Annotated in this window: 9 protein-coding genes; all 9 read left to right on the forward strand. The window is 41.9% G+C overall.

Annotated elements, in window-relative coordinates:
* Positions 1 to 120: 120 nt before the first annotated feature.
* The 9 genes from D1164_RS01750 (at position 121) to D1164_RS01790 (ending at position 12,571) form a co-directional block, all read left to right on the forward strand.
* Positions 121 to 744 (forward strand): RNA polymerase sigma factor, encoded by a 624-nt coding sequence (locus D1164_RS01750; RefSeq protein WP_119348199.1) that lies wholly within the window; start codon positions 121 to 123, stop codon positions 742 to 744.
* 36 nt (positions 745 to 780) lie between these two features.
* Positions 781 to 1,860: a FecR family protein gene (locus tag D1164_RS01755; protein WP_119348200.1), complete on the forward strand. Its 1,080-nt coding sequence runs from the start codon at positions 781 to 783 to the stop codon at positions 1,858 to 1,860.
* 156 nt (positions 1,861 to 2,016) lie between these two features.
* Positions 2,017 to 5,403, forward strand: a complete 3,387-nt coding sequence (locus D1164_RS01760) for a TonB-dependent receptor (RefSeq protein ID WP_206610893.1) — start codon at positions 2,017 to 2,019, stop codon at positions 5,401 to 5,403.
* Positions 5,404 to 5,415: 12 nt separating this feature from the next.
* On the forward strand, positions 5,416 to 6,681 hold the full coding sequence (locus tag D1164_RS01765) for a RagB/SusD family nutrient uptake outer membrane protein (RefSeq protein WP_119348201.1): 1,266 nt from the start codon (positions 5,416 to 5,418) through the stop codon (positions 6,679 to 6,681).
* Positions 6,682 to 6,700: 19 nt separating this feature from the next.
* On the forward strand, positions 6,701 to 7,627 hold the full coding sequence (locus D1164_RS01770; protein WP_119348202.1) for a phosphodiester glycosidase family protein: 927 nt from the start codon (positions 6,701 to 6,703) through the stop codon (positions 7,625 to 7,627).
* A gap of 19 nt (positions 7,628 to 7,646) precedes the next feature.
* On the forward strand, positions 7,647 to 9,365 hold the full coding sequence (locus D1164_RS01775) for a BACON domain-containing protein (protein ID WP_119348203.1): 1,719 nt from the start codon (positions 7,647 to 7,649) through the stop codon (positions 9,363 to 9,365).
* Between the two features lie 87 nt (positions 9,366 to 9,452).
* The gene (locus D1164_RS01780) at positions 9,453 to 10,334 is read left to right on the forward strand and encodes a phosphodiester glycosidase family protein (protein ID WP_119348204.1); all 882 of its coding nucleotides are present in this window, start codon (positions 9,453 to 9,455) and stop codon (positions 10,332 to 10,334) included.
* A 405-nt stretch (positions 10,335 to 10,739) separates the two neighbouring features.
* Positions 10,740 to 11,354, forward strand: coding sequence for an RNA polymerase sigma-70 factor (locus tag D1164_RS01785; protein WP_119348205.1), 615 nt, complete (start codon positions 10,740 to 10,742; stop codon positions 11,352 to 11,354).
* Positions 11,355 to 11,557: 203 nt separating this feature from the next.
* Entirely contained in the window at positions 11,558 to 12,571 is a 1,014-nt protein-coding gene (locus D1164_RS01790; protein WP_119348206.1) for a FecR family protein, read from the forward strand.
* Positions 12,572 to 12,591 lie beyond the last annotated feature (20 nt).

Raw genomic sequence — 12,591 nt, forward strand, 5'->3', positions numbered from 1 at the left:
TTGACAAAAATAGGAATACCTTGTCAGAAGCAAAAGCGAATAATAAAAAACGAATAGAAAAATAAAAATGGGATAGTACAAAAATGGACGTTTTGCATTTTATTCATATAAACCTGGTTCATGAACGTGGGAAACAAAGAAAACGATATAAGTATCTGGCAAAGTTTTCGGAAGGGAAATAAAGCAGCCTTTCAGAAAATTTATATTGAAAATTACCGGTTTTTGTATAATTACTGCAGAAAGTTTGTCAGTGATAAAACGTTGGCTGAAGATGTTATCCAGGATGTGTTTGTAACCGTTTTTGCTGAAAAAGAGAAGTTGCGCGACACAGACAACATCCGGTTATATCTTTTTAGTGCCGTGCGAAGGCGGTTGTTTAGAATCCTGAGTACCAAAGAATATAAAAATACAAATTTGTTTGACCCTCATTTTCCTGAGTTTCATTTCGAGGAAGGAGTGGAGCCTGATTATGGAGAAGTTGAAGAGCAGAACCGCATGTTGAAGATTTTGTTCCGCGCTGTAAATAAGCTGGGGGCCAGGCAAAAGGAGTTGGTTTATATGAAATACTTTTCGGGCTTGAATAATAAAGAAATGGCCCAGGTGCTGGGAATCAGTTACCAGACAGTACGAAATACCCTCAGTAATGCACTGCAGAATATCCGTAAGGATTTTGAAGGCGAATTACCCAAAGGAAGAATGGTGGTATTGTTCAAATATATTCGAAAAATGAATGGTACAATATAGCCATTTGAGTATTCTATTATTATAACAGTTTTGACAATGCAGACGAAATTTGAAAATACGGACGACTTTTTAAACAGCGAAGAATATAATAGATATGTTCTTGGTCAATCAGGACGTCTGCAAAAAAAATGGGATACTTTTTTCAAAGCACATCCCGAAAAAAAAGCGGATGCCCGGAGAGCCCGTAAAATAATAAAGGGATTGGCAGAAATGAAAGATACAACGGCCGATTCGGAAATAAGCGAATTCCAGTTGTACCACAATTTTGAAAAAACATGGAAAGAGTATAAATATTCCCAGTCAAATACATGGATGAGGGGGGCTACTGTTTTTATGCGCCGCGCACTTGTGGTAGCAGCGGTGGTTATATTTGCTGTTGTCGTTTATACCCTGTTGAATAAGTTTATTATTTCAAGCAAGCCGGAAAATGTTTTTTATTCTGAAATTTATGTGCCACCAGCCCGGCAAAGCCAGCTTACTTTACCCGATGGCTCTAAAGTTTGGGTGAATGCCGACTCCCGGTTAAAGTATTCCAACCATTTTAATGCGGACGAAAGAGATATATACCTTCAGGGAGAGGCCTATTTTGAAGTAACGAAAAATACTGAAATTCCTTTCCGGGTTATTTCCGGCGAGGTAGAAGTCCGGGTTGCGGGAACAAAATTCAGTATGCGGGCATACCCGGAGGAGAACAGGGTGGAGGCTGTTCTGGCCGAAGGTAGGATAGAGTTTTTTACAAACCAGGAAACATCGGAGAAATCTTACCAGCTAAAGCCGGGAGATAAGGTCATTTATAATTTGGACAACAATCTCGTTTTACTTTCCGAACAGAATATAACCAGGGAACTTGCATGGAAAGACGGGCAGCTGGTTTTTACGAATGCGCCGTTATTTGATGTATGCCGAAGTTTGCAGCGTTGGTATGGTATTGAGATTGAGATTACCGGAGACACCCTGGGGCTCCATCCTTTTACGTTCACTGTGGAGCAGGAAACCATTGAACAAATTCTGGAATACCTGACCCGGGCGGCCCCTTTGGAATTCAAAAAAATGAAAGTTGAAAACACGGAAAGCGGGGAGGCGAAAACAAAATATACCATTTACGCAACAAAGTAAATTATTGAATAATAACAGGTAAAACTAAAATATGGAAAAAATAAAATGAATTAAATGAGGAAATGGAAGGTGCGCCAACACCTTCCATTTGCAATTTGCACTTAACAATGTGCCTACCAACAGTTACAATTGTCAAATTCAAACCATTACAAAATTATGGAATTTATGAGAAAAATGCCCGATCCGGGGATTAAATTTTCCGGATTGGCAAAATGGATGAAAGTTATGAAATTAACAACTTTTTTGCTGTTTTTCGCCGTGGTCCAAACTCTTGCTGTGGATGCCTATTCACAAACCAAGCTGTTGACGCTGGATATGAAAAATGCAACGATAAGGGAAGTGCTCTATGAAATAGAAGAGAGCAGTGAGTTTTTTTTCCTTTACAGTAATAAGCTCATCGATGTGGATCGGCGGGTAAATATTTCTGTGAAAAATAAGCAGGTAGAGGAAGTGCTCGACCATATTTTTAAGGAGCAGAAAGTAACCTACTCTATTATGGACCGGCAGGTTATTATTCACCCCGAAGGAATGGTGCCTGGTAGGTCTGGCAACATTTTTCAGCAAACACAACGTGCCGTATCCGGTAAAGTGACCGACACCGGTGGGCAGCCTCTCCCCGGTGTTACCGTCGTGATAAAAGGATCTACTCAGGGGACAGTTACCAATGCCAACGGAGAATATTCCCTGAATAATATCCCGGATGGCGTTACGCTTGTATTCTCATTCGTAGGAATGAGAACCCAGGAGGTGGTAGTGGGTACCCAGGCGAAGGTGAACGTAGTGATGAAAGAAGAGACTATCGGGATTGAAGAGGTAGTGGCTGTTGGTTACGGAACGCAGAGAAGAAGTCTGGTAACGAATGCCATTTCCAGTGTGGGTATCGATGATGAGAATATGAGAAACGTATTATCTCCTACTCAGTTGCTTCAGGGAAGGGCAGCAGGGGTAACAACCTCCACTGGCTCCGGTAACCTGGGGGCTGCCGAGAGGGTAAGCATCAGGGGAATGGCTTCTATCAGTGCCAGCAATGAACCCCTTTACGTTATAGACGGCATCCCCATTAATAACACAAATGCACAGATTTATAATTTTGGCGAATCAATGAGTTCGCTGGCCTCCTTTAATTTAAGAGATATTGAATCCATCGAAATTCTGAAAGATGCTGCTTCTGCCGCAATTTATGGCTCGCGGGCAAATAACGGGGTTATCCTTATTACTACCCGTTCAGGACAAAAAGGTCGTTCAGATATTAAACTGAATGTTAGTTACGGAATTTCCCAGTGGGCTGACAGAGATAAGATTGATTTGGTTGACTCCAGAATGTTTGTGGAACAATACAATGAAGGAGTTGCCAATTACAATGAACAATACGGTTTGCAGATTGGCGATGCCAGTTATAAAAGGCCCATTATGAACCCTTTTAATGGTTTGCCGGATACCGACTGGTTGAGTACGATTACCCAGCTGGGAAAATCTTATATTGTTGATGGAGCATTTTCAGGAGGAACTGAAAAAACGATTTTTTATGTTTCCGGGGCATATACAAACCAGGAAGGAATCATTAAAACAAACTCCATCGAAAAAATAAACTTCAACGCGAAAATCAGCCACGAAATGAACTCCTGGCTTGAAGTAGGAGCAAACAGCAGTGCAAACTATATTAAAAATAATCAAATTCCCGGAGCAAATCTTGGAACAACCATTCTGGCCCGTGCCATGGAACAGAGGCCGTTCGACAGGCCATATAAACCCAATGGGGGCTATTATGTGGGAGGGACAGAAGAGATGCTTCGCCACAATCCTGTCCAGATTTTGAATGAGCAGACTGCTTATCTGGACCAGTTTCGGTTTCTGGGGAATTACTTCGCGTTGTTCAAATTTAAAGAGAACTGGACTTTGCGTTCTTCCATTAACGCCGATTTAAACTATGTGTACGATTATGTGTATTATAACGAGGTTCATCCGTATGGAACGGGAGTAGGACGCTTAATAGACGGTAAGCGATTTGTTACAAACATGCTTTATGAGAATGTAATGAACTATAACAAAACCTTTGGCGATTGGTATTTTGCCGGGATGTTAGGACATTCTTTTCAGAAAGTTTCTGCCAACACTTCCAGCATCGATGGAAGGGGCTTTCCCTCTCCTGCATTTCATGTAATCGGCGTAGCCTCTGAAATTGCCGGGGCCAGCGGAAGTATTTCCGAATATGCTATGGAGTCGTATTTTGGAAGGTTAACTTCATCATACAAAGACAAGTATATTCTGAATGCCACTTTACGTACGGATGGATCATCGAAATTTGCTCCCGATACAAGGTATGGTTGGTTCCCTTCTGTTTCTTTAGGTTGGAATATTTCGGAAGAGGATTTTATGGCAAGTAGCAGTGCAGATCTTAAATTCAGAATAAGTTACGGAAGAACAGGAAACCAGGATGGTATCAGCAATTATGCTTTTCAGCCTTTGATGGCAGGAGGGCAGAACTATGGCAATGTTAGTGGTATTGCAGTCACCAGCTTCGGAAATAATGATTTGACCTGGGAAGTGGCCGACCAGTATGATGTAGGCTTTGATTTGGCTTTTCTGAAAGGGAAAATCAATATGATGTTCGATGCCTACATTAAAAATACAAACAACCTGCTTTATTCCAGGCCGGTTCATGCAACCACCGGTGTAACCAGTATTACCAGCAACATTGGTTCTATGCAGAACAAAGGGTTAGAGTTTACCCTGAATACCCACTTTAACCTGGGGCCTGTAAGATGGAACAGCCAGTTCAATATTTCAACGAATAAAAATGAAATTACCAGTTTGCTGGAAGATGACGCTCCTATTTCAATCGGAGGAAACAGGGCCTTGCAGGTTGGAAAAGAGTTAGGGTCTTTTTACCTGTTTGTTCAGGACGGTATTTACCAGTACGACGGAGAAGTTCCCCAGCCGCAGTACGATATTGGTATCAGGGCAGGAGATGTGAAATGGACGGATGTGGACGGAAATGGTATTATCAATGATAACGACAGGATGGTAGTTAGTTCTTCAAACCCCGATTTTTCGGGTGGCTGGAATAACTCCTTTAATTACGAAGGATTCCGTTTGGATGTGTTTACATCTTTTATGTATGGCAACGAAGTGTATGCCCAGTGGAAGTCAGACTGGAACGGAAGGATCGGAAACCACTATAATCCGGTGGTGGAATTATGGGAAAACCGGTGGACCGGTCCGGGTACAACTAATAAATATCCGCGGGCATTACACGGTGATATTAATAATCACCGGAATTCGGACCGATGGCTGGAAGATGGCTCTTTTATCCGTTTACGGACGCTTACGTTGAGCTACAACTTTTCAAATGAATTGTTGAGGAATTTGGGAATGAGTTCATTAAGGGTATATTGCCAGGCGGATAACCTCTTTCTGCTGACGAAATATTCGGGTTACGACCCTGAAGTAAGTCAAAATCTCGATCCCCGGTATTTTGGACACGACAGGTATGTAGTTCCTCAGCCGAGAACGATTTCAGTCGGTGCTAATATTAAATTTTAAAAACGCTTTATTATGAAAATATTTGTTGGTTTATTATTGAGTGTTTTTTTGTTGGCTGCATGTAGTGAACAATTAAATATTTCCCCTTATTCAGCCGTTGCTCCTGAAAGCATCACGGAAAATGATTTATCTGCGTTGGAAAGAGGGATGTACCACAGTGTTCAGAATGATCCGGGCAGGTCATTCTGGGTGTTGTTCGACCTGTTGGGAGGCAACCTGACCGGAAGTTCAGGAAACCCCAGCGACATTATAAATGGCATCCTCAACCCGTTGAACTCTGATGTCGGAAATAACTGGAATGGCTTGTACCGTGCATTATACCAGGTGAATAATGTTATTTCAATTTCAACGGATGTGCCAACGGGTAATACCCGGAACAGGGTAAAAGGAACCGCCCACTATTTCCGTGCATTTATTTACTATTCGCTGGTTACCCGTTGGGGGGATGTTCCGGTTTTGCGAAGCAATACGCTCGAATTGGTGACCAGGGATCCTGCATCAGAAGTATGGTCATTTATAGAAGAAGACCTGGAACTGGCAGGTCAGTTACTCGGCGATGCAGAAAGCTATTATTATGTATCGAAGGATGCAGCTACCGCCCTGATGGCAAGGGTTAAACTTGGCCAGGGAAAAATGGACGAAGCGGCAACTTATGCTGAAAAATTAATAACAAGCGGTAAGTACCAATTGGATGCCTTTGAGAAAATATTCAGGAAACAATTCAATGGTGAAATCATTTTTGCCTTTGAGAATCTCACAGAAGAATCAGGGAATAACCTGAGCAGCCAGTTTTATACGTATGCCCATCCGAACCGCGGCGGGTATTTCTGGCGGCCAGCTATGGAAGTAGTTGAAATGTTCGAAGATGAAGATAACCGGGCTGACATTTCTATTACAGAAGTAGCCGGTAGTTATTGTGTCAATAAATATCCGAGCGGGCAAACCGGTACCGATCCTATCAATGTTTCGCGCCTGGCAGAAATGTACCTAATCAGTGCCGAAGCCAAAGGAAGGGCAAATGGCCTGGCAAGGCTGAATGAACTTAGAAACTTCAGAGGCCTGCCAAGTATCAGTCCGGCTAATGACGAAGAATTTATTACGGCCATTTTGGATGAAAGAAGAAAAGAGTTGCTGGCAGAAGGGTTCATGTATTATGATTTGGTTCGAACCGATAGGGCAGCTCAGGAACTTAACTTATTTGACCATCAGCATCTATTGCCAATTCCCGGACGTGAATTGCTTCAAAATCCAAACCTCGAACCAAATCCGGGGTACTAACTTTTAAAAGCTAAGAATCATGAAGAAATTAATGTTATATATCTTGGGGTTCGTATTTGTTCTCTTTATTCATTCTTGTGAAGAAAAAGAAACGTATGCTGAATTTATCCCCATTCCATCCACTGAAAATGGAGAAAAGCTTGTTGAGAATACCGACCTTTTTGCTTCCATTTACCGCGACACCACCTACTCTTTGGTTAATGGAGTGGATGTTACCGAAATGGCATACCTTTCAGTAAAAGGGCTTGCCATGCGCCTCTTTTTGTTTGAAGTGGACCTGAGTGTCCCCGGAGTCACGTTACAATCTTCCCTGCCTTACAATAAATATGAATTTGCCATGCAACCCATGACAGAGCAGGCACTGGCTGTTGACAGTGAAGAAACATTTGTATGGGGAGGTACCAACGGCGACTTTTACAATATGAACACAGGTGTTCCGCGCGGCTTGTATGTCAGGGACGGTCTTGTGCTGAAAAATGCTTTTGATTCGGGCGACAGATCTTTTTTTGCCATTACCGATAACGGAAAAGCTGCTGTTGGCTCTGTTGATGACTATCCTCAGATGAAGGATGATATTAAAGAAGCTGTGGGTGGAAGCGTTTGGCTGGTCCGGAATGGCGTGGTGGTTGCCCAAACCAATAATTCTGTGGAACCGCGCACTGCCATTGGTATCAGCGAAGACCAAAATAAAGTGTTTATTATGGTAATAGATGGCCGGAATTTTTCCTATTCCAATGGGATGACTTATACGGAACTCGGACAGTGCCTGAGCGCCCTTGGCGCCCACGAGGCAATTAACCTGGATGGTGGCGGCTCTTCCACATTTTTTATCAGAAATACACCTGATTTTACAGAAGACCGCTTTGAACTGGTAAACTGGCCTTCCGACCGTGGCGGAAAAGAACGCGCTGTGGCCAACGGGTTGTTTATTGTTAGTGAAAATTAATCTGGATAAATTGTAAATTATGAATAAGACTAATATAAAATATTTGTATCGAATATTTCCTCTGTTTCTTTTGATTGCCTTTGCCGGATGTAAAGAGGAAATTGATTTGGAAAGTTTTACCCCCGATGAGCCTACCATGACGATAACTTCAGGAGAAATTGAGGTTTCAAATGAGGAAGAATCGTTTGAAATAGACATTGAGTCCAATTTACCCTGGAGGGCAGAAGCGGATGTCAACTGGATTAGCCTGGAAACAAAGAGTGCTCTGGGAGATGCCAGGCTTGTTTTTGCGGTGGCCCGCAATACTACTTTGGAAGAAAGACAGGGTACTATCCGGGTGTGGATTACCAAAGAGTACGACAAAGAAATTGTGGTCACGCAGGCGCCGGGTGAACCAACCGATGTTACGGTTCACTGGTATGTGAAGGAAGGTGCAACCGGTGACGGTTCATCCTGGGGAAATGCTACTTCATTAAGCAATGCACTTCAGAAAGTTGAAAACGACGGAGATGTGATTCATATAGCAGAAGGAACCTATGCCCCTGTGAACACAATCAGGAACGGAGAGGAATCTGACCCAGGCGATGTTACGTTCGAAATTTCCCGCAACATTACCTTAATCGGCGGTTATTCTTCCAATCCGGCTGAAGGAGAGGAACCTGATGCTGCCACTTATGAATCTGTTTTGTCCGGAAGCCTTGAAAGCGGGGGCTTTGCCTACCATGTGGTAACTGTTACGGCATTAAAGTCTGAGTTAAATAAGGTGGTGTTGAAAGGATTGACCATTACTGAGGGGCTTGCGTCGCCTGATGCCAGTGATGTTTCCGTTGATGGGACAACCTTTCCGCGAAACCATGGCGGGGGAATTATCATTGGTGGCGCCAATGTTGACCTGATGGATTGCAAGATTTCTGAAAACAGTTCAGGCCGCCATGCTGCTGGTATGTATGTTTTTGCATCGGCTTCGGTTTACATGGAAAGTTGTGAGGTGAGCAGCAATATTGGCATAAATTCCAACTCAAATGCCGGAGGAATGTTTCTCGACAATGCAACGGCCGTTATCCACAATACCCGGTTTACATTTAATAACGCTGGCGGGGTTTGTGCGGGAATAATGACGCTTAATTCGGCAAACATTACGCTCTATAACTCGATAATTGCCAACAATACTTCGAGAACACATGGTTGTGGTTTCTACAACCGTACAAATTCGAAAGCCCTTTTGGTAAACTGTCTTATTGCAGATAACACCAACAATACCGGAAACGGAGGAGGGTTTGCCGCGCACAACGGGACCACTACCGACATTATCAGTTCAACCATTGTCGGAAACTCTGCAAATGCAGGCGGTGGCATGTATATTTATGCCGGAAATACCGTGAATCTGTATAACTCCATTGTGGCTCAGAATAGCCCGGCGGAAGAACAGATTGTTCTGGCCGGAACACTGATGCAGAAAAAATCGATAATTGGTACCGCCGTTTTTGACGGAGATCAGAATCAGATCCCCGATGTTGTGTTCAATGCTGATGCAATGCTTGAAGACAAGGGGAATTTTGTGATTGTTCCTGTGGGAGAAGGAAATCCTGCAACAATTTATGGAATGTCATCACCAGAGTTGGGTATTCTCGGAAATTCTGTTAGCCCGCAGGTTGAAGACGAAATTATTACATTTGATTTATTAGGAAACTCAAGGGAAAATAAAAATACCATGGGTGCTTTCATTCATACCAATTAATAAGTTATATGAGTTCAGCTCTCTGCTCAAATGCAGGGAGCTGATTTTTTTATATGTAAATAATAAATGCCCAAAAGATAATAGATAATGAAAGTGTTATTTCGGAATGTTCTGCTCTTTTCAGCATTGTTTTTTTCGTTTCAATGTTTAGGAAACCCTTTCTCTCAACAGGAGGATTCCCTGAAAAACTTTTCTGAAAATCAACCTGATGTAGAAAAGATTGCCCGGATTGACTGGAATGAAACCTTTATTCGGGATGGCATTATTCTAAAATCAGCAAAGGTTGAACTGTTTGAGTCGCAACAAGCCATTTTTTTTGTGGAGATAGATACCAGTATTGCCGCGCTGAATTATTTTGTCGGAATGCCAGCGGACAAGCTATTGCCAACCAGTACCCAGGCAAAAGAAAAGGACGCTTTAATTGCCATTAATGGTTCTTATTTTAATATGAAAGAAGGTCCCAGCCGCCATTTTGTAAAGATTGAAAACAAGGTGGTCGCTGAAACAGCCCAAAGTGAGTTTGAGACACGTGCAACGGGTCTTTTTTCTGTTACACACAACCGGGCAGATATTGGTGAATGGTCATCTGAAACGGAAATGGAATTAGCTGGCAATGCAGCATTTGCTTTGGTCGCAGGCCCCATTGTTATCGACGATAATAAGAAGATGGAAATGTGGGATAGTCCTTTTGTCAATAAAAGGCATCCACGCTCTTTTGTTGCTTTTAGCAAAGGGAAATTACTGCTTGGCGTTGTAGATGGAAGAGATCCTGGCCGGGCAGAAGGAATGAATCTGCACGAATTGCGCATATTGGCCCGCGGACTGGGGTGCTCCGATTTGCTGAATCTGGACGGAGGCGGATCATCTACACTTTATGTAAAAGGCGTTTCCGGCACGGGCATTATTAATGTACCTTCCGACGGGCAGGAAAGGCCCGTGAAAAGCATTATTTATTTGACGCAGCAGTAATAAAAACTCCCCAAGCTATTTTCTGGCTTGTTTCAGGGTTCACCCCTTTTTTGAGGGAAAACTTTGTCCGGGCAGCGTTACCTTTTTAGTGATATTAGGTTATTTATATCTTTCAATTATTCCAATGAATTGGATAGATAAAAAATATTCAGAGAGGTTTGTGGTGGACCTGGTTCAATATCTTTTCCGAAATGGTTACTGATAAAAAATCGAAAACTTCCTAAATTTTTTTGAGCTTTGCTATCCCAGATTAAACTTCTGCTACTCCAACAGAAACAATGTGTTATAAGGATCAGTTCTTCCTGTTGCCCATTTTTGACTGGGCGGGAATAAAGAGATATAGATAGTTTCGGAGATTTGATCATTGGTTTTTTATTCCTTTTTTAACACTTTTGTAAATAAAAATTGCAACAAAAGCCAAAAATAGAAATTTTAGTTGGACAAATATCCCAGTTTTCTGATCAGAAGGCATTTAAGCAATTTTTTGATTTGTATGCAAACCGGCTTTTCGAGTTTGCATTTTCTTTTCTTAAAAGCAAACAACTTGCAGAGGAAGCGGTGGCCGATGTTTTTTTTAAAGTATGGCTCAACCGGGAAACACTTCCTTCTATTGAAAATATAAAGGCTTACCTTTTTAAGGCTACGTACAATACTACCCTGAATTATCTTGACGAGGAGAAGCGGCGAAAGGCCATTGGACTTGATGATATAAAAGTGGATCTTGGAGTGGATCTTATATGTCCGGAGACAGAGCTGATGACCAAGGAACTGAAAGGACGGATTGATCAGGCAATTGAATCGTTACCGCCCCGTTGCAAACTGATTTACAAACTGGCAAAGGTGGAGCAGATGAAGTACAAAGAAATAGCATCCTTGCTGGATATATCCGTGAAAACCATTGATCATCAGTTATCAATAGCCATTAAGAAAATTGGAGAAGAAATAAGGGAATACCTGAGCCGGGATGGGAACAACAGTAATTTTCTTGTGCTTATGCAGCTTTTTATTCCGCTAAAATGATTTCGCCTGTTTACATGATATGAAGTTTTTTTATGAGATCATATAAAGAGTGTGTCCCTTTTTTGTAATAACCTGATATTGTGCTATATGGGATGGTAGCATGGATTTTATCCTGTACAGTGAATTGAAAAAATAAAAAAACTTCTCCTTGCTTTAGGGGATTTTAAAAAAGCTGCTGTTATAGGGTATATAAAAGATTTTTAATGAAGGGAGATTCTGTTTGGAATATTATTACACGTCATTTAGCCGAAGAAAGTACCGCGGAAGAAAAACAGGCGCTGGACGAATGGACTAAAAAAGACAATTTAAACCAGGGAACATTGGATCGATTGAGGGAAATGTGGGAGTATAATCCGGTGCGGCAGTCAGGATATCCGAAAATTTACGAAGCATTTAAAACCCGGCTTAATCATTATGAAAAAAGGCAGACAAAAAATCCATTTCTTTACTATGCGGTAAGGGTTGCAGCCGTTTTATTCCTGCTGATTGGTACTGCTGCATTGGTTAACACAATGGTTCCCTTTTACAATAACAGGGAAATAACCTGGCAGGAAATAACTGTGCCCAAGGGTAGCCGGACTTCCATCTTGTTGCCCGACAGTTCAAAAGTATGGATTTCCAATAACTCAAAAATCAGATATCCCGATAAGTTTGCGTCCGGAACCCGGGAGCTTGAACTAACCGGGGAGGCCTATTTTGAGGTGGTGCACAACAAGAAGAAACCTTTTATAGTACATGCCGGTTCAGACAGAATTAAGGTCCTGGGGACAAAATTTGCAGTTTCTGCCTACCCGGATGACAGTGTTTTCAAGGCAGAATTATTGACAGGGAAAATTCAGGTGGATATTCATACCGGAAAAGGGGACGACAGCTATAAATCATTTATAGTGAAGCCTTCTTATAGCTTAGTTTACAACAAAACCTCCGGGGATATAACTTCTGCGGTTATCCCGGATGGTTTTCTGGATTACTGGAAAAATGGAATATATACCTTCTCCAACGAAAGTCTGGAAAGCCTGGCACAGAAAATTGACCGGATATACAATGTGCAAGTTGTTTTCGAAAACGATTATATTAAAACAAAGCGTTTCAGCGGAAATATAAGTATCGATGATAACATATTTACATTTATGGAAGCGGTGAAGCGTACCAGCCTGGTACCATTAGAATACAGGTATGAGAATAACACAATATTTATTAATCTAAAATCAGACTAAGCATGCCTATTTAAAATAAC

This window comes from Mariniphaga sediminis, from assembly GCF_003573545.1.
GTDB classification, from domain to species: domain Bacteria; phylum Bacteroidota; class Bacteroidia; order Bacteroidales; family Prolixibacteraceae; genus Mariniphaga; species Mariniphaga sediminis.

What these genes read in the sequence shown, in the direction of transcription:
- D1164_RS01750 (WP_119348199.1), top strand. Translation starts at nt 121, where the DNA reads ATGAACGTGGGAAACAAAGAAAACGATATAAGTATCTGGCAAAGTTTT.
- D1164_RS01755 (WP_119348200.1), top strand. Translation starts at nt 781, where the DNA reads ATGCAGACGAAATTTGAAAATACGGACGACTTTTTAAACAGCGAAGAA.
- D1164_RS01760 (WP_206610893.1), top strand. Translation starts at nt 2,017, where the DNA reads ATGGAATTTATGAGAAAAATGCCCGATCCGGGGATTAAATTTTCCGGA.
- D1164_RS01765 (WP_119348201.1), top strand. Translation starts at nt 5,416, where the DNA reads ATGAAAATATTTGTTGGTTTATTATTGAGTGTTTTTTTGTTGGCTGCA.
- D1164_RS01770 (WP_119348202.1), top strand. Translation starts at nt 6,701, where the DNA reads ATGAAGAAATTAATGTTATATATCTTGGGGTTCGTATTTGTTCTCTTT.
- D1164_RS01775 (WP_119348203.1), top strand. Translation starts at nt 7,647, where the DNA reads ATGAATAAGACTAATATAAAATATTTGTATCGAATATTTCCTCTGTTT.
- D1164_RS01780 (WP_119348204.1), top strand. Translation starts at nt 9,453, where the DNA reads ATGAAAGTGTTATTTCGGAATGTTCTGCTCTTTTCAGCATTGTTTTTT.
- D1164_RS01790 (WP_119348206.1), top strand. Translation starts at nt 11,558, where the DNA reads ATGAAGGGAGATTCTGTTTGGAATATTATTACACGTCATTTAGCCGAA.